Origin of the sequence: Nocardioides astragali (assembly GCF_024436375.1) — a bacterium.
Classification (GTDB): domain Bacteria; phylum Actinomycetota; class Actinomycetes; order Propionibacteriales; family Nocardioidaceae; genus Nocardioides; species Nocardioides astragali.
In genome coordinates this window covers 523625-544579 of record NZ_JAFMZM010000001.1, presented here as the reverse complement: position 1 = coordinate 544579, position 20955 = coordinate 523625, and the positions used below count along the sequence as shown (strand labels likewise).

Annotated in this window: 24 protein-coding genes; 9 read left to right on the top strand and 15 right to left on the bottom strand. The window is 71.1% G+C overall.

Annotated features, from left to right (window positions below):
* Positions 1-6 precede the first annotated feature (6 nt).
* Entirely contained in the window at positions 7-348 is a 342-nt protein-coding gene (locus J3P44_RS02780; protein WP_255888702.1) for a YciI family protein, read from the top strand.
* Between the two features lie 19 nt (positions 349-367).
* On the opposite strand, the gene J3P44_RS02775 is transcribed toward J3P44_RS02780, so the two are convergent.
* Positions 368-907 carry a hypothetical protein gene (locus J3P44_RS02775; protein ID WP_255888701.1) on the bottom strand — a complete coding sequence of 180 codons (540 nt, stop codon included), beginning with the start codon at positions 905-907 and terminating at the stop codon, positions 368-370.
* Between the two features lie 138 nt (positions 908-1045).
* Between J3P44_RS02775 and J3P44_RS02770 the strand changes: the two genes are divergently transcribed.
* A complete protein-coding gene (locus tag J3P44_RS02770) occupies positions 1046-1774 on the top strand; it encodes a CDP-alcohol phosphatidyltransferase family protein (RefSeq protein WP_255888700.1) in 729 nt (242 codons plus the stop codon).
* On the opposite strand, the gene J3P44_RS02765 is transcribed toward J3P44_RS02770, so the two are convergent.
* Both J3P44_RS02765 and J3P44_RS02760 read right to left on the bottom strand, forming a co-directional pair.
* Positions 1775-2059: a DUF1905 domain-containing protein gene (locus J3P44_RS02765; RefSeq protein ID WP_255888699.1), complete on the bottom strand. Its 285-nt coding sequence runs from the start codon at positions 2057-2059 to the stop codon at positions 1775-1777.
* A 128-nt stretch (positions 2060-2187) separates the two neighbouring features.
* Positions 2188-3639, bottom strand: coding sequence for a S8 family serine peptidase (locus tag J3P44_RS02760; protein WP_255888698.1), 1452 nt, complete (start codon positions 3637-3639; stop codon positions 2188-2190).
* A gap of 102 nt (positions 3640-3741) precedes the next feature.
* Here J3P44_RS02760 and J3P44_RS02755 point away from each other — a divergent pair, with 102 nt between their 5' ends.
* Both J3P44_RS02755 and J3P44_RS02750 read left to right on the top strand, forming a co-directional pair.
* Positions 3742-5100, top strand: coding sequence for an ABC1 kinase family protein (locus J3P44_RS02755; RefSeq protein WP_255888697.1), 1359 nt, complete (start codon positions 3742-3744; stop codon positions 5098-5100).
* Between the two features lie 40 nt (positions 5101-5140).
* A complete protein-coding gene (locus J3P44_RS02750) occupies positions 5141-5557 on the top strand; it encodes a nuclear transport factor 2 family protein (RefSeq protein ID WP_255888696.1) in 417 nt (138 codons plus the stop codon).
* Here J3P44_RS02750 and J3P44_RS02745 read toward each other — a convergent pair whose 3' ends face one another.
* The 3 genes from J3P44_RS02745 to J3P44_RS02735 form a co-directional block, all read right to left on the bottom strand.
* Positions 5558-5944, bottom strand: a complete 387-nt coding sequence (locus J3P44_RS02745; RefSeq protein WP_255888695.1) for a VOC family protein — start codon at positions 5942-5944, stop codon at positions 5558-5560. It abuts the gene before it with no gap.
* A gap of 124 nt (positions 5945-6068) precedes the next feature.
* Positions 6069-8057 (bottom strand): vWA domain-containing protein, encoded by a 1989-nt coding sequence (locus tag J3P44_RS02740; protein ID WP_255888694.1) that lies wholly within the window; start codon positions 8055-8057, stop codon positions 6069-6071.
* Between the two features lie 12 nt (positions 8058-8069).
* Positions 8070-9455 (bottom strand): magnesium chelatase ATPase subunit I, encoded by a 1386-nt coding sequence (locus J3P44_RS02735; RefSeq protein WP_255888693.1) that lies wholly within the window; start codon positions 9453-9455, stop codon positions 8070-8072.
* A 152-nt stretch (positions 9456-9607) separates the two neighbouring features.
* Between J3P44_RS02735 and J3P44_RS02730 the strand changes: the two genes are divergently transcribed.
* Positions 9608-10048 (top strand): pyridoxamine 5'-phosphate oxidase family protein, encoded by a 441-nt coding sequence (locus tag J3P44_RS02730; protein WP_255888692.1) that lies wholly within the window; start codon positions 9608-9610, stop codon positions 10046-10048.
* A 48-nt stretch (positions 10049-10096) separates the two neighbouring features.
* Positions 10097-11671: a sensor histidine kinase gene (locus tag J3P44_RS02725; RefSeq protein ID WP_255888691.1), complete on the top strand. Its 1575-nt coding sequence runs from the start codon at positions 10097-10099 to the stop codon at positions 11669-11671.
* Positions 11672-11743: 72 nt separating this feature from the next.
* Here the strand turns inward: J3P44_RS02725 and J3P44_RS02720 are convergent, their stop codons facing one another.
* Together J3P44_RS02720 and J3P44_RS02715 are read right to left on the bottom strand one after the other, a co-directional pair.
* A complete protein-coding gene (locus tag J3P44_RS02720) occupies positions 11744-12346 on the bottom strand; it encodes a hypothetical protein (RefSeq protein ID WP_255888690.1) in 603 nt (200 codons plus the stop codon).
* A 98-nt stretch (positions 12347-12444) separates the two neighbouring features.
* Positions 12445-13086 (bottom strand): response regulator, encoded by a 642-nt coding sequence (locus J3P44_RS02715; RefSeq protein ID WP_255888689.1) that lies wholly within the window; start codon positions 13084-13086, stop codon positions 12445-12447.
* Between the two features lie 96 nt (positions 13087-13182).
* Here J3P44_RS02715 and J3P44_RS02710 point away from each other — a divergent pair, with 96 nt between their 5' ends.
* Complete coding sequence (locus J3P44_RS02710; RefSeq protein WP_255888688.1) at positions 13183-13566, top strand: VOC family protein; 384 nt, start codon at positions 13183-13185, stop codon at positions 13564-13566.
* 31 nt (positions 13567-13597) lie between these two features.
* Here the strand turns inward: J3P44_RS02710 and J3P44_RS02705 are convergent, their stop codons facing one another.
* Together J3P44_RS02705 and abmR are read right to left on the bottom strand one after the other, a co-directional pair.
* The gene (locus J3P44_RS02705) at positions 13598-14134 is read right to left on the bottom strand and encodes a DinB family protein (protein WP_255888687.1); all 537 of its coding nucleotides are present in this window, start codon (positions 14132-14134) and stop codon (positions 13598-13600) included.
* 32 nt (positions 14135-14166) lie between these two features.
* On the bottom strand, positions 14167-14745 hold the full coding sequence (abmR, locus tag J3P44_RS02700; protein ID WP_305121870.1) for an ATP-binding transcription factor AbmR: 579 nt from the start codon (positions 14743-14745) through the stop codon (positions 14167-14169).
* A gap of 92 nt (positions 14746-14837) precedes the next feature.
* Here abmR and J3P44_RS02695 point away from each other — a divergent pair, with 92 nt between their 5' ends.
* A complete protein-coding gene (locus tag J3P44_RS02695) occupies positions 14838-15194 on the top strand; it encodes a YchJ family protein (protein WP_255888686.1) in 357 nt (118 codons plus the stop codon).
* On the opposite strand, the gene J3P44_RS02690 is transcribed toward J3P44_RS02695, so the two are convergent.
* From J3P44_RS02690 to J3P44_RS02675, 4 genes are read right to left on the bottom strand one after another with little or no spacing between them, the layout of a single operon-like run.
* On the bottom strand, positions 15170-16213 hold the full coding sequence (locus J3P44_RS02690) for a YihY/virulence factor BrkB family protein (protein ID WP_255888685.1): 1044 nt from the start codon (positions 16211-16213) through the stop codon (positions 15170-15172). The genes J3P44_RS02695 and J3P44_RS02690 overlap by 25 nt on opposite strands.
* 37 nt (positions 16214-16250) lie before the next feature.
* Positions 16251-17030 carry a TSUP family transporter gene (locus J3P44_RS02685; protein WP_255888684.1) on the bottom strand — a complete coding sequence of 260 codons (780 nt, stop codon included), beginning with the start codon at positions 17028-17030 and terminating at the stop codon, positions 16251-16253.
* Position 17031: 1 nt separating this feature from the next.
* On the bottom strand, positions 17032-17469 hold the full coding sequence (locus J3P44_RS02680) for a hypothetical protein (RefSeq protein WP_255888683.1): 438 nt from the start codon (positions 17467-17469) through the stop codon (positions 17032-17034).
* Positions 17470-17477: 8 nt separating this feature from the next.
* Positions 17478-18863: a cystathionine beta-synthase gene (locus J3P44_RS02675; RefSeq protein WP_255888682.1), complete on the bottom strand. Its 1386-nt coding sequence runs from the start codon at positions 18861-18863 to the stop codon at positions 17478-17480.
* A gap of 62 nt (positions 18864-18925) precedes the next feature.
* On the opposite strand from J3P44_RS02675, the gene J3P44_RS02670 reads away from it, so the two are divergent.
* Positions 18926-19954 carry an SGNH/GDSL hydrolase family protein gene (locus tag J3P44_RS02670; protein ID WP_255888681.1) on the top strand — a complete coding sequence of 343 codons (1029 nt, stop codon included), beginning with the start codon at positions 18926-18928 and terminating at the stop codon, positions 19952-19954.
* A 67-nt stretch (positions 19955-20021) separates the two neighbouring features.
* Here the strand turns inward: J3P44_RS02670 and J3P44_RS02665 are convergent, their stop codons facing one another.
* A complete protein-coding gene (locus J3P44_RS02665; RefSeq protein ID WP_255888680.1) occupies positions 20022-20888 on the bottom strand; it encodes a Bax inhibitor-1/YccA family protein in 867 nt (288 codons plus the stop codon).
* Positions 20889-20955 lie beyond the last annotated feature (67 nt).

Below are 20955 nucleotides of genomic sequence, written 5' to 3'. Positions count from 1 at the left end.
AGTGACATGACCAAGTACGCCATCTACTTCCACCAGCAGTGGGTCGGGGACCACCCGATGGAGTGGTTCCTCAGCCGCGTCGAGCCGTCCACGGCCGTCTGCGAGGAGATGGAGGCCGCAGGGGTGCTGGTGTTCGCAGGCGGCCTGGTGGAGGACATGTCGCAGGCGTTCAGCGCCGACGGCACCAGCGGAACCATGGTGGTCTCCGACGGCCCCTACACGGAGACGACCGAGTACCTCGGCGGAATCACGATCATCGAGGTGCCCGACCTGGAGACAGCGAAGATGTGGGCCGCCAAGGTCGCCGAGGGCTGCGGGTGGCCACAGGAGGTCCGCGAGGTCAAGTAGCCCGTCAAGCCCTGCCCCGCTAGGAGCTGGCGACCCACTCGGTGAAGCTGCGCGGCTCGCCGAGCCAGTCGACGTCGGTGTCGCTCCCGTCGCGATAGGTGCCGGCGACGCGCACGGCGACGCGCACCTCGGCAGGCGAGCCGAGCGTCTCGCGGGAGATCCGCACCCGCACGTGCTCCTTCTCGTAGTTCAGCCGCATCCGGTAGGACCCCTTCACCGGCTTGCCCCACTTGCCCTGGCCGAAGCCCTCGGTGTGCAGGAGCTGGTAGTCGGTGCCGTCGAAGAAGCCGCCGACGAAGACGTACTCCGGGCCGGTGTCGGACGGGTCGGTGTCGAGGAAGAAGGCACCGGACGAGCCGCTGCGGAACGAGGGGCGGAGGTTGCGGTGCGTGGTGGTCACCACGACGTTGTCGGCCCCGTGGTCGACGACCACCGACCGCAGGTCGACGCCGTGGTCGAGGTCCCGTGGGTCGGAGACGCCGATCCCGTCGGCGCTCGCCGGGACGGTCAGGGTCAGGGCGGCCGACAGGGCGGCGGTGCCCAGGAGCATGCTGCGCATGGAAGGTTTCCCGTTCTCGTGTCGTGTCCGTTGCGGTTCGCAAGGACACCATGAGGACGCGGAAGGGTCCAGGAAGGTTGCATCGCGCCCTTCTGACATGATCCGCATGCCAGTCGACACGACCGACGGAGGAGATGCGTGGCCTTGCCACGGCAGCCCGTACTGATCGCCGCCTCGTGGTTGGTCCATGCCTACACCGCGTCGGGAGTCGTGCTGGCGTTCCTCACCGTCGTCGCCGTCATGGAGGGCGACACGGTCCGCGCGCTGTGGCTCTTCCTGGCAGCCATGGTCGTGGACGGCACCGACGGGATGCTCGCGCGCTGGGTCCAGGTGAAGCGCCACGTCCCGTGGTTCGACGGCGCGCTGCTCGACAACATCGTCGACTACATCACCTATGCCTTCATGCCGATGGTGCTGCTCTGGAGCGCGGGCTACCTCGGGGAAGGCACGTCGGCCACGGTGCTGGCCGTGGTCCCGCTGCTCGCGTCCGCCTACCAGTTCTGCCGCGTCGACGCGAAGACCGACGACCACCTCTTCCTCGGCTTCCCGAGCTACTGGAACATCGCCGCCTTCTACGTCGTGGTCCTCGACCTCGAGCCGGCCGCCGTCGCCGTGACGCTCCTGGTGTGTGCGGCCCTGGTCTTCGTGCCGGTGGGCTACGTCTACCCCTCGCGCACGACCACGTTGCGGACGACCACGCTGGTCCTGACCTGCCTGTGGCTGGCCAGCTACGCGGTGCTCCTCACGCAGGTCCCCGATCCCAGTCCCGTCTGGCTCACCATCTCGGTGGCCTACGTCGTCTACTACGTCCTCCTGAGCCTCTACCTGACTGCTCGCCGAAGCCGCACCGCGACGACACCCGCCTGACTAGCGCCCGATGCGCAGGCGTACGCCGACCACGTCGCCGAGCTCGATCCGCTCGGCCCGGCGGACCGCGTCCTTCACGGGCAGGAACCACGTGTCCTCGCGCGGGAACATCGCGGTGGTGAACTCGGTGTCGCCGATCCAGGCCCGCACCGGCACGACACCCCAGTAGACGACCTCCGCCTTCACCTCGTCGACGAGGTCCGCCTCGTCGGGTGGGAGCGGGACGAAGTGGTAGGGCGCGGGACCACGCCACTCGACCAGCGCGCCGCTGAACTCGATGTCCATGCCCTCACCGAAGCAGAAACACAGGACGGACGGGAGTCCAAAGACTCCCGTCCGTCCTTTCACCGCGCCCCTGTTGCACGGTGGGTCCCCCTTGGAGAGGTTTGGTCAGCCCAGAGGGCTGTGGCGCGTCACCCCAGGGCCGCGACGGCGGCCACGACGTCGACGAGGCCGTGGCCCTTGTCGTAGGAGGTCCCGCCGACGTAGGCGGCACCGTCGGTGAACTTGTGGGCCGAGGCCTTCAGCGCCGCCTCGATCTCGGCCGGCGTGGCCGACGGGTCGGCCTGGAACAGCTGGGCGACGATGCCCGCGATGTGCGGAGCAGCCATCGACGTGCCGCTGATCGTGTTGAAGGTGCCGATGTCGAGCGCACCGGGACCGTTGCGGAAGTCGAGGCCCGTCGAGCAGATGGCGAGGTAGAGCCGGCAGGACGACGTGATGTTCTCGCCCGGCGCCGAGATGTCCGGCCACGTCGAGGCGTCGGACGACTGGCCGCGGGAGCTGAACTCGGACACCACACCGGAGCGGGTGCCGGTGTCCTGGTCGAAGTAGGACGCCACCGAGAGGATGCCGCCGGTCGGGTCCTGTCCGGGCGGGTTGGTCAGGCTCTCCGAGCCGTCGCCGCCGTCGTTGCCGGCCGCCCAGACGGTCACGACTCCCTCGGCCGCGAGGGCGCGCTGGAGCTTCACCGTGGCCGACTCGGGGTCGAACTCGCCACCGCCGCTGGGGCCGTAGGAGTTGTTGGTGACCTTGATCGGCGGGCAGGTCGAGGCCGGCACGCCGGCGCCGCAGGGGGCCGCGTGGTTCTCGAGCACCCAGTTGAGGGCGGAGTCCGCGCCGAGGATCACGATGCCGGCGCCGGTGGAGATGGACACCAGCTTGGCGCCGGGCGCAGCACCCTGGAGCCTGCCGCCGTCGCTCAGCGTGGTCGGGCGGCCCGCGACGATGCCGCTGACATGGGTGCCGTGACCGCCGACCGAGAGGGTGTCGGTGTCGACGGTGCTGGGCAGCCTCTGGACCGAGCAGGTCTCGGTAAGCGGCTCGCACAGCGCCTTGAGGTTGGCGACGACGGCCGAGGAGCCGTCCGCCTCCTGGAAGTAGGGGTGCGTGGGGTCGACGCCGGAGTCGATGACCGCGACGCTGACGCCCTTGCCGGTGAGCGGGGAGCCGTCGGCACCGGTCAGGGTCGCGGCCGCCTCGGCGCCGCGGGTCGCGGTGTTGGAGGTCTCCTGGAAGAACTCGATCGGCTGCGCGCCGCCCTCGACGTACGTCACTCCGGCTGCGCTGCGCACCGCTTCGATCTGGCTCTTCGTCGCGCGGGCGATGACCACGCCGATCGCGCGGAACTCGCCCTTCTTCGTCATCCCCGCGGCGGTCACGGCCTGGTGGGCCGCCGTGATGGACGTGCCGTGCACCATCACGGTCGTCCGGCCAGTGAGGCCGGGCAGCTGCTCGGCGAGGAAGTCGGAGACGTTGGCCGGCTGCGGCGACTGGACTGATGCCGAGGCGGTGCCGCCGGCGGCGAAGCCGCCTGAGACGGCGAGCACGCTCGCCGCGCAGGCGAGCAGGGGCTTGAGACGCACTGGTCCTCCCGAGTGTGTGGACTGGTTGCCACCTCAACGAGCCAACGTGCGCCAGGTCACGGTCACTGACCGCCGAATTGGCCGGCAGGGGACAATGAGCCCATGACCGAGCTCCCGCGCAAGGCCGCCGCCCGTACGGCACGCCTGGCGGCGCTGCCGCTGGGCTACGCCGGACGCCAGGCCATGGGCCTGGGCAAGCGCCTCGGGGGCAAGCCCGCCGAGGCGGTGCTGTCCGACGTGCAGCAGCGGACCGCCGAGCAGCTCTTCCGCACGCTCGGCGAGCTCAAGGGCGGGGCGATGAAGTTCGGCCAGGCCCTGAGCGTCCTGGAGGCCGCGCTGCCGGAGGAGGTCTCCGCGCCCTACCGCGAGCACCTGACCGCGCTGCAGGACTCGGCTCCGCCGATGCCGACCCAGACCGTCCGCCAGCAGCTCGCCACGCATCTCGGCGACGACTGGAAGGAGCGGCTGGTGTGGCTCGACGGCGCCCCGACGGCGGCCGCGTCGATCGGGCAGGTGCACCGCGGGCGCTGGCGTGACCACGCGCCCGGCGTCGACGGCACCGAGCGCGAGGTCGCCGTCAAGGTCCAGTACCCCGGCGCGGGCGAGGCCCTGATGGGTGACCTGCGCCAGATCGCCCGGGTGGCGCGCAGCGTCGCGCCGGTCTTCCCCGGCATCGACATCAAGCCGCTCGTCGCCGAGCTGCAGGCACGCGCCGCCGACGAGCTCGACTACCAGCTCGAGGCCGAGGCGCAGGCGGCGTACGCCGAGGCCTTCGCCGACCACCCCGACATCGTGGTCCCAGCGGTGGTCGCGGTCGGCGGCGAGGTGCTGGTCACGGAGTGGATGGAGTCGCCCCACTCGCTGGCCCACGTCATCCGGGAGGGCACGCAGGAGGAGCGCGACCACTACGGCGAGCTGTTCGTGCGCTTCCTCTTCGAGGGGCCGCACCGCACCGGCATGCTCCATGCCGACCCGCACCCCGGGAACTTCCGCATCCTGCCGGCCGCTGACGGCGGTCGCGGCCGTCTCGGCGTGCTCGACTTCGGTGCCGTCGCCCGCCTGCCCGGCGGTCAGCTCCCGGCGGCCGCGGGCCGGCTGATGCGGATCGCGCTGGACTCCGACGAGGAGTCGCTGGTCGCCGGGCTGCGGCAGGAGGGCTTCATCAAGGAGCGGATCGAGGTCGACCCCGCCCTCGTCCTGCAGTACCTCGCCCCCTTCGTCGAGCCGGCCGCGCAGGAGCGGTTCACCTTCACCCGGGACTGGATGCGTGAGCAGTTCGAGCGGATCAACGACCCGCGGTCCGAGACGTTCACCATCGCCACCCGCCTCAACCTGCCGACGTCCTACCTCCTGATCCACCGCACCTGGCTCGGCGGCATCGGGCTGCTCAGCCAGCTCGGCGCCACGGCACCCTTCCGGGAGATCCTCGAGGAGTCGCTTCCCGGCTTCGCAGCCGACTGAGAGTCAGGCTGTCGGGGGCCCGGAGTGGCACGATGCGCGCATGGATGCCGCCTCCACATCTGCACGGGCCCTCGCTCGCTGGCACGCCGTGGTCGAGAGTCGCGACCCCGCCGGGTTGCCCGCTCTGATCGCCGAGGGCGCCGTCTTCCGGAGCCCGGCCGTGCACACACCACAGGTGGGGCGCGACACCGTCGTCGGCTACCTCACCGCGGCCTTCACGGTGCTCGGCCCCAGCCTCACCTACGAGCGCGAGTGGCTCGGCGACGACTCAGCCGTGCTGCAGTTCCGCACCGCAGTGGGCGGCCTCGACGTCTCGGGCGTGGACATGATCACGTGGGACGAGAACGGCCAGATCGTGGACTTCACCGTGATGGTGCGACCGGCCAAGGCCCTGCAGGCCGTCATCGAGCACATGGGCGCGGAGCTGCTGCGGATGCTGGAGCGGACCGGAAGCTAGTCAGCTCCGCGGGCGCTGCTCCACCAGGCCGACCGTGCTGCCTTCGGGGTCGGTGAAGAACGCCATCCACTCGTCTGTGCCGGCAGGCCCGAGGGTGTCGTCCTCATGGCCGAAGATCACGTGCGGCTCCGACGTGATCTCGACACCCTTCTCCCTCAGCCCGGCCACGGCCTCGTCGATGTCGTCGACGGGCAGGTAGATCAGCGCGGACGGCGCTCCGCGGTCCAGAAGCAGGCGTACGCCGTCCAGGTCGAAGAAGGCCAGACCGGGTGGATCGAAGGACGCGACGGGCTCGACGCCGAGCAGGTCGGCGTAGAAGGTAGTGGTGGCGACGAAGTCCGTGGCGCGCTGGGCGACCTGCACGAGTCGCGGCCTCGCTGTGGGCATGGCGACAGTGTCCAGCACGAGACGACCTGGCACCAGGCTCACTGCTCCGGAGCTCAGGGTGGCGGGAAACGACACGTGGCCAGGCCGATCCGATGTCGTACGCCGCCACCCTCGAGCCAGACAGCTAGACCCAGAAGCCCCGTCCGCCGTAGAAGTCGCCGAACTGCTCGCGGTACGACGCGGGGCCGCGCGAGCCGAGGTAGGACCCGACGACCGCGGCGCCGAGGTCGTCGAGCTCGGGGCTCACCATCCGGCCGTCGACGCGTCGGGCCATCGAGTCGATGAAGCGCGCCAGGCCCGGGTCCTCGCCGAGGCGGAAGAAGGTGACCTGCGCGCCCAGCCGCGCTGCCGCGTCGAGCTCCCGCACGGAGTGGGCGATCGTCAGCGGGTGCGGCGGATAGGAGAACCACACCTCGCCGTCGGGCTCGAGGTGGGCCGTCGGCTCGCCGTCGGTCACCACCAGCAGCACCGGCTGGGCGTTGGGGTGCTTGCGGAAGAACCGGTTCGCGAGCAGCAGCGCGTGGTGGAGGTTGGTGCCCTTGGCCCAGCGCGCGTCAAGGGCGGTGAGCTCCTCGATCTCCATCACCTGCGCGTGCCGGCCGAACGCGATGAGCTGGAGGTCGTCGCCGCGGAAGCGGGAGCGGACGAGCTGGTGCAGCGCCAGCGCGGTGCGCTTCATCGGCACCCACCGGCCGTCCATCGCCATCGAGAACGAGGTGTCGACCAGCAGCGCCACCGCGGCCTGCGTGCGGGCCTCGGTCTCCACCACCTCGACGTCGTCGATCTGGAGGCGCACTGGAGACCCGCCGTCGCGCAGCACCGCGTTGGTGATCGTGCGGGGGACGTCCCAGGGCTCGGTGTCGCCGAACTCCCAGCGTCGTGTCGCGCCCGACGGCTCCCCCGCCAGACCCGTCGTACGCGTCTCGCGGGCGCCGGAGCGACCGCTCATCCGGTCCGCCACGTCGCGCAGCAGCGCCTTGCCGAGCTGGCGCATCGCCTTGGGCGAGAGCCGCAGCTCGCCGTCGGAGCCCCGCTTGAGGTAGCCGCTGTCTCGCAGCGCCCGCTCCAGCTCCTGCAGGGTCCGCGCGGCGACCGCGGCGTCCGGGCCGAGCTGCTGGGCCAGCGCGTCGAGGTCGACGTCGTCGAGCCGCGCCCCGTGGTGGGACTGGGCCAGCTGGTCGGCCAGCGCGTCGAGCTGTGCGAGGTCCTGGAGGGCCCCGGTCCCGTCACCGAGCCCCATCCCCTGGTCGCCCTCGAAGCTCTCCGAGCCCGACCAGTCCTCACCCGGCCGCAGCGCCTGGAGGTTGGCGTCCATCCGCGCCAGCTGGTCCATGAGCTGCGGGGACCCGAACGCCTGCTGGGACAGCTCCATCAGCTCCTGGCGCTGCTCCTCGGTCATCGAGTTGAGCATCCGCTGCGCCGCCGCGGCGCGCTGGGCGAGCGAGTCGAGCAGCTCGTCGATGTTCTGCGGGTCCTCCGGGAAGAAGTCGCCGTGCTTGTCCATGAACTCGCGGAAGTCCTCGTCCGTGTCCGTCCCGGCCGCGTGCTTCTCCAGCAGGTCGTTGAGGTCGGACAGCATCGCCGCGACGGCCGCACGGTCCTCGTCGGTGGCCCCCTCGAGCGCCTGCTTCATGCCGGCGAAGCGCTGGTCGAGCAGCTCCCGGCCGAGCAGGTCCTTGATCTGCTCGTAGGCCTCCCGCGCCTCGGTGGACTGCCAGTCGTACGACGCCAGCTCGCTCACCGCCGAGGCGGTGGAGGAGGGGAGGTTGTCCAGCATCATCTCGCGGAACTGCCGGTCGCCGTCGTCCATCGTGATGTCGCGCGCCAGCTGCCCGCGCTCGGCCAGCACGGCCTTGTCGAGGAGCTCGCGCACCTCACGCATGGTGCCGTCGAGGTCGTTGCGCTGGAGGATGTCGCGGCGCCGCTCCGCGACCCGGCGGGCGAGCTCGTCCAGCCCGGCCTGGTCGCTGCCGCCGCGGCGCAGGAACTCGCGCATCGCGTGCTCGGGGGTGTATCCGGCCATCACGTCCTGGCCGATGGCGTCGAGCGCCTCGCCGAGGTCTACGGGCGGGGCGAGCGGGTCACCGCCCTCGTACAGCCGGTAGCGGCTCACGGCCGTGCCTGCTCACCCATAGACGGTCTCCCCTGCGTCGGTGTCCTTGCCGATCCTGCGGGCGAGGTAGAGGCCTTCCAGTGCGAGCTCGAGCGCGGCCGCGCGCTCGCCGTCGTTGGTCGCGCCGACGCGGTCGCACACCTCGTCGTAGAGGTCGGACTCCCCCAGCACCGGTAGGCCGGCAAGGAAGTCCCGCGCGCCGACGCGGGCGCCGGTGCTCACCATCGCGCCCTCCTCGATGGCGTCGACCAGCAGGCGCAGGTCGATCCCGGCGAGGTGGGCCCGCACCGTCTCGGCAACGGCCGTGCGGAGCAGGTGGGTGAGGATCTCGGTCTCGCGGCCCTCCTCTCCTGTCTCGAACTCGATCTTGCCGCCGAGCACGTCGACTGCGGTCTCGAGGTCGACGACGCGAGCAACGGCCTCGTCCTCACCCTGGGTGGTCGCGCGGTGCAGCGCGGCCGCGGCGATGGTCTCGGCCCCGGCGATCGCGAAGCGGGCGCTGACGCCGGACCGCTGGTCCACGGACTGCGACTCGCGCAGGTGCCGGGTGAAACGGGCCAGCACCTCCAGCAGGTAGGCCGGCACCTCGGCGACGAGCCCCGCCTCCTGCTCGATGACGGCGATCTCCTCCTCCACCTCGCGGGGGTAGTGGGTGCGGATCTCGGCGCCGAAGCGGTCCTTGAGCGGGGTGATGATGCGGCCGCGGTTGGTGTAGTCCTCCGGGTTTGCGCTCGCGACGACGAGGACGTCGAGCGGCAGCCGCAGGATGTAGCCGCGGATCTGGATGTCGCGCTCCTCCATCACGTTGAGCATCGCGACCTGGATGCGCTCGGCGAGGTCGGGGAGCTCGTTGATGGCCACGATCCCCCGGTGGCTGCGCGGGATGAGTCCGAAGTGGATGGTCTCCGGATCGCCCAGGTGGCGCCCCTCGGCGACCTTCATCGGGTCGACGTCGCCGATCAGGTCGGCGACCGACGTGTCCGGCGTCGCCAGCTTCTCGGCGTACCTCTCGTCGCGGTGGCGCCACGTGACCGGCAGGTCGTCCCCCAGCTCGGCGGCACGGCGGACCGATCCGGGGGTGATCGGCTCGAAGGGGTGCTCGCCGAGCTCGGACCCCTCGATGACGGGGGTCCACTCGTCGAGCAGCCCGACGAGCGCGCGCAGCAGGCGGGTCTTGCCCTGCCCCCGCTCGCCGAGGAGCACGATGTCGTGCCCGGCGAGCAGCGCCCGCTCGACCTGAGGGATGACGGAGTCGGCGAAGCCGTGCAGGCCCGGCCAGGGGTCGTCGCCGGCGCGCAGTCGGGTGAGCAGGTTGTCGCGGATCTCCTGGCGCAGCGGCTTGGGCTGGTGGCCCGCCGCGCGCAGCTGGCCGACGGTGCGGGGCTCGGGTGCAGTCACGGCATCCACGCTAGACCGGTCGGTCAACGTGGAGCGCACTCGAAGTCCGCTTGGGCTGATCACCGACTCCGGACCCTGACGTTCGGGACCTTCGACCCTCCCCGCACGGCGCGCGCGGGGCGACGCTGGGAGTCCAGCCGAAGGAGACTCCCATGCACACCATCCACGACCTGTCACGCGAGGACTGCGCGCGCCTGCTGACCGCGGGCATCGCCGGACGCGTGGGGATCAGCACGCCCACCGGGCCGCACATCGTCCCGGTCAACTACGCCGTTCACGAGGACTCGATCCTGATCCGTACGACGGCCTACAGCCTGCTGGGGACCTACGGCCGCGACGCACAGCTGTGCTTCGAGGTCGACCAGTTCGACTACGAGCTCAAGCGCGGCTGGAGCGTCTCGGTGCGCGGCCGGGCGTCCTTCGTGAACGAGCCGGAGGAGCTCGCCGAGATCGCTCGGACATGGGAGCCACGGCCGTGGGCGGCGGGCCAGCGACACCTCGTCATCCGGATCCCGTGGACCGAGGTCACCGGCCGCCAGCTCGGTGGCGGTTGGGACCCGTGGGAGCACCTGCCCGTACGCCGACTGGCCTGACGTCGCTCGGACCGCCCGCCGGGCTCTCGGACCCGCCACACTGGACTCGTGACCCACTCCCCGAACCCTGACCTCGGTTCCGAAGCCCGCTCGTTGCTGGAGGCGGTCACCGCGATCTCCAGCGACCTCGACCTGGCCAGCGTGCTGGCTCGCATCGTCGAGGCGGCGACGGCGCTGACCGGTGCCCAGTACGGCGCCCTCGGCGTGCTGGGCCGCGACGGGGACCTGGTCGAGTTCGTCACCACAGGCATTGACGAGCGGACCCGCGCGCTCATCGGTGACCTGCCTCGAGGGCGCGGGATCCTCGGCGTGATCATCGAGGACCCCTCGGGCCTACGCCTGGCCGACCTGTCGGCGCACCCGTCCTCCGTCGGCTTCCCGCCCAACCACCCGCCGATGACGTCGTTCCTCGGGATGCCGGTGAGGATCCGCGGGACCGTCTTCGGCAACCTCTACCTCACCGAGAAGGCCGGCGGAGGTCCCTTCACCGAGGCGGACGAGAACCTCGTGGAGGAGCTCGCGCGCACCGCGGGCTACGTCATCAGCAACGCTCGGTCGTTCGCCCTGAGCGAGCGCCGCCGCCAGTGGCTCGAGGCCTCCGCCGAGCTCACCGACGTGCTCCAGCCTCCCGTCGACCTGCCCACCGCGCTGCACGAGATCGTGACCACCGCACGCCGGGTCTCGGGCGCGAGCGCGGTGGCGCTGTGGTCGTCACTCGGCCCCGAACGCGACACGGTCAGCCTCGCCCCGGGCGCCGACGCCGAGTCGGTCCACCGGTCGCTCACCGAGGCGCGCCCGATGGCCGCGGTCGGCGCCGGCAGCCCACTGGTGACGACGCACGTGGACGGCGTGCCCCTCGTCGTCGTGCCGCTGCGCTCCCACCTCGCGCCGGTGACGGCCCTGGTCGCCGTCGTCCGCCCCGACTCCGGGCTCCTCGACGTGCAGGAGACTGAGCTTCTCGCGGGCTTCGCCGACCAGGTCGCCCTCTCCCTCGACCGCACCCAGGCGCTCGCCGAGCGCCAGGAGCTGGCCCTGATCTCCGACCGGGAGCGGATCGCCCGCGACCTCCACGACATCGTCATCCAGCGGCTCTTCGCGACCGGCCTGCAGCTGCAGGGCGTCGCTGCGATGGCCGGCGATGGGGCCGTCACCGACCGCCTGGATGCGGCGGTGGCCGACCTGGACGACACGATCAAGGCCATCCGCGGCACGATCTTCGAGCTCCAGGACCGGCGCGGTGACTCGTTGCGCGCGGGGATCCGCAGCCTGGTCAAGGAGTACGTCCCGGTGCTGGGCTTCACCCCCGTCGTCCGCACCTCGGGTCCGGTCGACACGGTGGTGCCGCCGGCGCTCGGGTCGCAGCTGCTGGCGGTGCTCCGCGAAGCGATCTCCAACGTCGCCCGGCACGCACTGGCTGACGGCGCCGAGGTCGACGTCGTCGTGGCGGGCGACCGCCTCGAGCTGCGGGTGGCCGACGACGGGGTGGGCCTGCCCTCCGAGGTCACCGAGAGCGGGCTGCGCAACGCGCGCCGCCGCGCCGACGACCTCGGCGGGACCCTCGAGGTCTCGCCGGTCGGCGAACGCGGCACGGTGCTGGTCTGGCGCGTCCCGCTGTCCGACTGAGCCGTTACGCGGCGGAAGGCCCGACGCCGGGGGTGGCATCGGGCCTTCCTTCTGTGACTGGGGGCGCTGTTGTCACCGCAGGACGGGGTGGTTCTCGACCACCTCGGTGCGGTTCCACCAGTGACCCAGCCCCCAGGTGGTGCCGGCCGCGCCGAGGGCGAGGACCGCCATCACGATGATGCCGACGAGGTGGTCGTCGACGACGGGGTTGTTCTCCAGTGGCAGGACGGCGGCGTACATGAAGGCGTACATCGCAGCACCTGCGGCGGTGCCGATCCGCATGCCCACCCCGAGGAGCAGGGTGACGCCGATGCCGAGGAGGCCGAGCATGAACAGCCAGTCGACGACGGTGCTGCCGGCGAGGCCGTTGAAGAAGCCCTTGAAGGGGTTGTCGGCCGGGACACCGAAGGTGAGGAAGCCTTCGGTGGGGCTGGCGCCGTTGATCCACGCCGCGTCTCCGAACCGGTCGAGGTTGCCCTCCTGGTCGTAGCCGGTGTGGAAGCCGAGGGCGAAGGTCTTGTCGAGGAACGCCCACAGGAAGGTGATGCCGAAGGCGATCCGCAAGGTGGCCAGGGCCCGGGCGAACCAGGGGCTCCGGTCGTGGCTCTCGGTGTCCGCCGCGAGAACTGCGGCGGTGGTGTCCGTCTCGTGGCGGTGTCGCTGGATGACGCTCATCGTCATCACTCCTTCGGTGGTGTGGTTTTCGGGGTCACCACCACAGTCGCGTGATCGCCGCCGCGTCGGCAGGGCCGCCGGTCACCGGCCGGCGGGACTTAAGTCCCGAGCAGCTTGGAGGCCAGCACCGCGGCCTGAGTGCGCCGCTCGAGGCCGAGCTTGGCCAGGATGCTGGAGACGTAGTTCTTGACCGTCTTCTCGGCGAGGAACATCTGCTCGGCGATCTGCCGGTTGGTCAGGCCCTCGGCGATGTAGCCGAGCAGGATCCGCTCCTGGTCGGTGAGCGAGGCGAGCTCGTCGGGAGTGTTCGGGCCCTTGCGGATCCGCTCCAGGACGGTCGCGGTCATCGCCGGGTCGATGAGCGAGTTGCCGGCCGCGACGTGGCGCACCGCGGCGACCAGGTCGGAGCTGCGGATCTCCTTGAGGACGTAGCCCGACGCGCCGGCCATGATCGCGGCGAAGAGCGCCTCGTCGTCGTCGTACGACGTCAGGATCAGGGCGTTGATCGACGGGTCGACCGCTCGCACAGCTCGGCACACCTCGATGCCCGAGCCGTCGGGCAGCCGCGCGTCGAGCACGGCGACGTCGGGCTTGAGGGCGGGGATCCGGGCGGTGGCCTCGGCGGCCGTCGCGGACTCACCCACCACCACGATGTCGTCCTGCTGCTCGAGCAGGAACCTCAGCCCCTCGCGCACGACGTCGTGGTCGTCGAGCAGGAACACGCGGATCGGGTCGGCCATGGGCCCATTGCACCAGACGCGACCGGTTCTGGTCTGGATCAGTCTGCCGCCGCGCGCCGATCGGGAGCACACTGAGGGCAACCAAGGAGGCGCTCCATGACGCTCACCCACCGCTCGGTCGCGATGATGCTCCCGGTCACCGACGTCGACCGCGCCCGCACCTACTACACCGAGTCCCTCGGACTCGACTACACCGGCACCGACGACGAGGGCAGCGCGATGTTCGCCCTGGAGGGCGGTTCGACGCTCGTCCTGCTGCCTCGCCCCGACAGCCACCCGTCCGAGAGCACGGCGATGAGCTTCGAGGTCGACGACATCACCACGGAGATCGGCGAGCTCGAGGGCCGCGGCGTCGTGTTCGAGGACTACGACATGCCCGACCTGAAGACGGTCGACCACGTCGCCGTGATGGGCTCGGAGAAGGCCGCGTGGTTCAAGGACCCCGACGGCCACGTGCTCTGCCTGCACCAGCAGACGTGACAGCGGGCCGGACGTCCAGCTGGACGTCCAGCTAGACGTCAACGGCGCCGTCGATCGACTGGCGGATCAGGTCGGCGTGGCCGGCGTGGCGGGCGTACTCCTCGACCATGTGGACCAGCACCCAGCGGAGGGTCGCGTTCTCGCCCTTCTCCGGCGGGCGCACGCGCGCCACCCTGCGGTCGAGCTCGGGATCGGCGGCGAGCGACTCGTCGAGGCAGCGCTCGGAGCGCTCGATGGCCTCGACCAGAAGCGCGTCGAGCTCGGCGTGCGACGCCCCCGCGGCGCTGTGCCAGTCCCAGTCGCGGTCCTCGCTCCACGGGGCGGTGTCCCACGGCGGCGCGGGCTCGTTGCCCATGAGGTTGTAGGAGAACCAGTAGTCCTCGACGAACGCCAGGTGCTTCAGCATGCCGCCGAGCGTGAGGTCGCTCGGCGGCAGGGTCTGGTCGAGCTGGGCGGCAGTCAGGCCAGAGGCCTGGAGCCGGATGGTCGCACGGTAGTGGTCGATGAAGCCGCGCAGCATCGTGACCTCGTCACTGCTGAACGCCGGCTCCGGCCGCTCGATCGTCATGGAGGCGAACCTAGGGCACGTCTCCTGGCGGCTCAGAGAGCCGGGCCCTCGCCCCGCAGCTTGTCGACCTCGGCCATCGCGTCGCGCAGCTGGCCCAGCCACTCGTCCGCGTGCTCGCCGACGAGCCGGACCGACCACGCCAGGGCGTCGGACCGCGACCGAGCCACGCCCGCGTCGACGAGGGTGTCCAGCACCTGGCGCTCGGGTTGGCGCAGCCGGGTCATGACCGGGGCGGCGACGTGGGTGAACAGCGCCTCGGTGTCCCCGAGCCGCACCCCCCACGACACCTTGCGCTGATAGCGGGCCTGCGCCTCGAGCGCGATCTCGATCCGCTCCGCCTTGGTCTCCGAGCGGAAGCGGCCGATGCGGCCCTCGACCTCCGCGCCAGCAGTCTCGGCCACCGTGTCGTCAGCCAGCGTGCCGAGGACGGTGATCTCCTCCCGGTCGGTGCGGACCTCGATGTCGCTGAACCAGCCCTCGGGCAGTCGTCCACGGAACCAGTCGGCCGCATCGTCGGCGGACGGGAGGTCGGCGACCTGCCATCCCCCGCGTCGTCCGCCACGGCCTTCGCCGCCGCGACGTCCGCGGCGTTCGTTGTCTTCTCGGGTCATGATGTCTTTCCTTCGTGAGTGTTGCAGTAGTTACATGATTACACGCTTGCACAAGAAGTCACGCCCGGTGTTCCCGCCCTAGGCTGTCGCCCGTGATCTCCTCGACCTCCGCGTGCCCGTGCGGCACCGGAGCGACGTACGCCGACTGCTGCGGACCGCTGCTGGCCAACCGCGCCCAGGCGAGCTCGCCGGAGCAGCTGATGCGATCTCGCTACACCGCCCACGTGACCGGTGACGCCGACCACCTGTTCCGCACGTGGCACCCCCGCACGCGTCCGGACGACGTCACTCCCGACCCGCGCACCCGCTGGACGGGGTTGGAGGTCGTGCGCGCCGAGGACGACACGGTCGAGTTCGTGGCGAGCTGGGAGGGTGGCCGGATGCACGAGGTCAGCCGCTTCGAGCACCGGGCCGGACGGTGGGTCTACGTCGACGGTGACGTCGACTGAGGCTTCCCGGAGTCGCCTGCGTCCCCTGGGCTCTCCGCCGACTCCTTCATCCGCGGCTCCCACGTCACCTGGACCCGCTCGAAGCCCTTGTGCCGCTGCATGCGGGCGTAGGAGGCGTACGCGCGGCGGTCGGCGTCGGTGAGCTCGACGTTGTCGGTGAAGGGCGCCAGCAAGGCACGCGGCCACAGTCGTCTGGTCAGCACCACGTTGATCTCCATCGCCAGCACTGCCATGACGGCCCCGATCCACAGGAAGCCGATCAGTCCGAGGACCAGGCCGAACGTCTTGGTCATCGACGACGTGTCGACCAGAACCCGGTCGACGTAGGCGGCGCCCAGGAGCTGCAGCACCTGCCACATCACCGCGAGCGAGTAGCCGCCGGGCGCGGCGCGCACGAACGAGTGCTGGCCGGTGGCCGCGAAGCGGAAGAGGAAGGTGAGGAACGTGCCCACCACGGCGATGGTCAGCACCGGCAGGAAGACCTTGATCCCGGGTCCGAGCACCTCCGTGAACAGGTCGGTGGTGCTGGCGACCGTCGCCACCACCGACACCGCGAGCAGCGAGAAGCCGGCGGTCACCAGCAGGCCCAGGGTCTTGAGCCGGGCGTAGAACGGGTTGGGCCGGCTGTTGCGCGGCACCGACCAGGCGATGTGCTGGGTGTTCTGCAGGGCCTGTCCCAGGCCCATCGCGCCGTAGAGCGCAGCCAGGCCACCGACGGCGACACCGGCGAAGGACCCCTGCAGGCCGTTGGGTCGGCCGAGCTCGTCGCCGATGATCGGGAACTGCGCCAGGGCGGAGTCGAGGATGCTCTCCTGCCACTGCGGCTCGCCGCGCAGGATCAGGCCGAGGATCGAGGTGCCGAGCAGCATGAGGGGGAAGATCGCGATGAACGCGTAGTAGGTCAGCGCCGAGGCGAGGTAGGGGCCCTGGTCGTCGAAGTACTTGTAGACGACCGCGAGCGGGAAGCCCAGCACGGGGTGGCGGCGCTGGAACCCGTCGACTGCCGAGACCGCTCCCACGAGGTGGAGGCTACCGCTCGCACCCGCACCGGGCCGGTCACCACCAGCCCAGCAGGTCGCCGCCGAGACGTACGACGAAGCCGGAGACGACCAGCAGGAAGAACACCCGGACGAACTTCGCTCCGCGCGCCATCGCCAGCCGGGCCCCGAGGTAGCCGCCGACGATGTTGGCCACTGCCATCGGCAACGCCAGCTCCCAGATGACCGCGCCCTGCGGGACGAAGACCATGAGCGCGGCGAGGTTGGTCGCCCAGTTGGCCAGCTTGGCCTTCGCCGAGGCCTCCAGGAAGTTGTAGCCCAGCAGGCCGACCAACGCGAACACGAAGAAGGAGCCGGTGCCGGGACCGATCGCGCCGTCGTAGAAGCCGATCGTCAGGCCGGTGACGGCGACCATCGACACGTGGTGCCCGCCGCTGAACCGCAGCGCGGTCAGCTGGCCCACGTCGGGGCGCAGCAGCACGTAGCCGCCGACCAGCACCAGCACGACCAGGATGATCGGGTCGAAGGCGCTGCGCGGCAGCAGCGAGGCCACCAGCGCGCCACCGGCCGACCCGACGAAGGCCGCGAGCATCAGTGGCAGGAAGGTGCGCGGGTCGGGGCGGATGCGCCGGACGTACGTCGCTGCACTGATGGAGGTGCCGCAGAAGGACGCCAGCTTGTTGGTGGCCGCGATCTGCACCACCGAGGCTCCGGGCAGCCCGACCAGGAGGGCCGGCAGCTGCACGAGCCCGCCACCGCCGACGACGGCGTCGACGAAGCCCGCCACCAGGGCGGCGAGGACCAGGAAGCCGAGGACCTCGAGGGAGACCTCACCCACGTCAGCGGCTGAACTCCTGGACCACCACGGCGTCGTAGTCCTCGGGCATGGTGGCGCTGAGACCCGGGCAGACGAACTGCTGCGACTGGTCGGTCTCCATCGTGGCGGCCGAGCAGTTGAGCGTCGCCAGCGGCTCACCGTCCGCGGAGAAGACCATCTCGAAGATCGCGGCGCGCTCCTCGTCGGACTTGTTGGTGATCGACCCCTTGACCTCCGGGGTGGTGACCTCCTCGATGCCGGCCGAGCGCTTGATGGGGGTGAGCTTCCAGCCCGAGTCGACGACGTAGCTGTTCCACTCGAAGGCCTCGCCGACCTCGACCTCGACCGCTTCGGTGCTGGTGTTGATGTCGTCGCCACACGCCCCGAGCGCGCCGAGGCAGGCGAGGGCGACCAGCACTCCGCGGACACGGCGGACACGGCGGGCGCCGCGCGGGCGCATCACCGACGTCACGAGCCGGCCACGAAGGCGAGGAGGTCCTGCCGGGTCAGCACCCCGATGGGCTTGCCGTCCTCCTGCACGAGCACCGCATCCGCCTTCCCCAGCAGCGTGACCGCATCGGCGGCCGGCTCGGTCGAGCCGATCGTCGGCAGCGCGTCGGACATGTGGTCGCCCACCTGGTCGGTGAGCCTGGCGGCGCCGGTGAACAGGGCGTCGAGCAGCGTCCGCTCCGACACCGAGCCCGCGACCTCCGCGGCGACGATCGGCGGCTCGGCCCGGACGACGGGCATCTGGCTGACGCTGTACTCCTTCAGGATGTGGATGGCTTCGGCGATGGTCTCGCCGGGGTGGGTGTGGACCAGGTCGGGGAGCCGGCCCGACTTGCCACGCAGCACCTCGCCGACCGTGCGGTGGTCGGCCTGCGCGCCGGTGGCGAAGCCGTACTGGCCGAGCCAGTCGTCGTTGAAGACCTTGGTGAGGTAGCCGCGGCCGGAGTCGGGCAGCAGGACCACGATCACCGCGTCCGTGCGCCCCTCCGCGGCGAGCTCATGCGCCAGCTGGCGCGCCGCGAAGGCCGCCATGCCGGAGGAGCCGCCGACCAGCATCGCCTCCTCGCGGGCGAGGCGGCGGGTGAAGGCGAAGGAGTCGGCGTCGGAGACCTCGATGACCCGGTCGGCGATCTCGCGGTCGTAGGTCTCAGGCCAGAAGTCCTCGCCCACGCCCTCGACGAGGTAGGGGCGACCGGTGCCGCCGGAGTAGACCGAGCCGGACGGGTCGGCGCCGACGACCAAGATGTCGGAGTTCTGTTCCTTCAGGTAGCGGCCGACGCCGGTGATCGTGCCGCCCGTGCCCATGCCGGTGACGAAGTGGGTGATCCGGCCCTCGGTCTGCGCCCAGATCTCCGGGCCGGTGGTCTCGTAGTGGGAGCGCGGGTTGTGCGGGTTGGAGTACTGGTCGGGCTTCCAGGCGCCGGGCTCGGCGGCGAGCCGGTCGCTGACGTTGTAGTAGGAGGTCGGGTGCTCGGGCGCGACGGCGGTCGGGCAGACCACCACCTCGGCACCGTAGGCCTTGAGCACGTTGCGCTTGTCCTCGCTGACCTTGTCGGGGCACACGAAGACGCACTTGTAGCCCTTCTGCTGGGCCACCATCGCCAGGCCGACGCCGGTGTTGCCGGAGGTCGGCTCGACGATCGTCCCGCCCGGCTGGAGCGCGCCCGACGCCTCGGCCGCCTCGATCATGCGGGAGGCAATCCGGTCCTTCACGGACCCACCGGGGTTGAGGTACTCCACCTTGGCGAGCACCAGCGGAGCCTCATCAGGGAGGTCGAGGGTGCGGCCCAGCCGGACCAGCGGGGTGTTGCCGATGAGGTCGAGGAGAGAGTTCGCGTACTGCACCTCGCCAATCTACCGACAGACGCCTCCGTAACGGGCAACGGCGTTTGCGTACCATCGGGGCCGTGGGGGCAACAGGAGCAGCACGCAAGCTGGCATCGGCCGCGGCCTTGGGCGGCGGTGGACTCTCCGTGCTCGGCGCAGGTCTCTACGGTCTCCTGGTCGCCGAGGCGAAGATCGCGCGACGGCTGATCGGCAACGCCACCGACGTCCCGCCCGACGCGACCGGCTGGTACGGCCGCGGTCGGCCCGGTCCGGCGATCCGGATCGCCCTGCTCGGTGACTCGAGCGCGGCCGGCTATGGCGTCGAGCGCGTCGAGGACACGACCGGTGCCCAGCTCGCCAGCGGCGTGGCCGCTCAGGCCGATCGCCGGGTGCACCTGCGCTCCTTCTCGGCGGTCGGTGCGCAGTCCAGCGCCCTGGCCGACCAGGCGGAGGCCGCGATCGGCACCCACCCCGACCTCGCGGTCGTGCTCGTCGGCGCCAACGACGTGACCCACTCCGTGCTCCCGTCGCAGTCGGTGCGCCACCTCGCGGAGGGAGTACGCCGCCTGCGCGAGGCCGGGATCGCCGTCGTGGTCGGCACCTGTCCCGACCTCGGCACGATCCGGCCGATCCCCCCGCCGCTCAAGCAGGTGGCGCGCGAGTGGTCGCGCCGGATCGCGGCGGCGCAGACGATCACCGTCGTGGAGAACGGCGGGCGGTCGGTGTCGCTGGGAGACATCCTCGGCCCCGAGTTCGACGCCGCCCCCGCGCTGCTCTTCGGCCCCGACCGGTTCCACCCCTCCGCCGACGGCTACAAGCAGCTGGCGTCGGTGCTGATCCCCTCGTGCCTCGCCGCGCTCGACCTCCTGCCGGAGGACGAGACCCTTCCCGAGCCGCGTCGCCGCGAGGGCATCCTCCCGGTCGCCGCCGCTGCGGTGCGCGCGGCCCGTACGCCCGGCACCGAGGTCGACGGCACCGAGGTCGGCGGCAACCAGCGCGGCCTGCGCGGCCGCTGGGTCGAGCTCCGGCACCGCCGCCGTCGCCCCTCCACCGACGCCGAGTCGCCGGAGCAGTACGAGGACAACCCCGAGCCGGCCGAGACGTCATGAAATGCCGTCGGCCCGCCCGAGTGGACTCGGGCGGGCCGACGGAGTGGTTCAGCCGTTCGGCAGGTGATCAGTCGCCACGGAGGATCGCGAGGATCCGCAGCAGGTTGGTGTAGATCCAGACCAGGCTGACAGTCAGGCCGAAGGCCGCACGCCACGACTCGCGGTCCGGGAGGCCCGCGGCGACGCCGTTCTCCACGAAGTCGAAGTCGAGGATCAGCATGAGGACACCGAGCACCAGGCCGGCCAGGGCGAACACGAAGCCGAGGCCATTCATGCCATAGAGGCCGGTGTTGATGCCGAAGAAGCTCAGCACCAGCGACAGCAGGCCGAGGCCCACCATGCCGAACATGGCGGCCACGACGCCGCGGCGGAACTTGTCGCCGACCTTGATGTCGAGGACCTTGTAGGCCGCCAGCGTGCCGGCGAACGCGCCGAAGGTGCCGATGACGGCGCTGGTCACCACACCGTCGAACTGGGCCTCGAACACCTTGCTCACCGCACCCAGGGCCACACCTTCAGCCGCGGCGAAGGCCAGCACCAGGGCGGGGCTGATCACGCGCTTGAAGGAGTTGACCAGCGACAGGAGGAACGCGCCGCCGGCGCCGAGCCCGGCCAGCATCAGGGCGCGGGACGCGGCCGCGTTGACCTCGGTGTCCGTGCCGGTGAAGTCGCCGATCCACCACCAGGTGACGATGGCGGTCGCGAAGACCAGGCCGATCGAGATGGCCGTCTTCTGGATGACCGAGTCGATCGTCATCCGCCCCTGGTCCACCTGCCCGGGCGTGCCGGTGCCCCACGTGGACGGGTCGGTGCCCGGGTCGCCGTAGCCGGGGTAGGTCTGGCCACCGCCCGGGTAGGTCTGGTTGCCGTAGGCGTTCGACGAGGCGCGGTTGAACTCCTCGGAACGGGCGAAAACGGGGTTGTTGCTCTTCATTGGTCTCTCCTTGGAGGCCGTCCCCCGGAGGTGTTCCAGGGGATACGGCGTCGTCGCTGTGACTGCG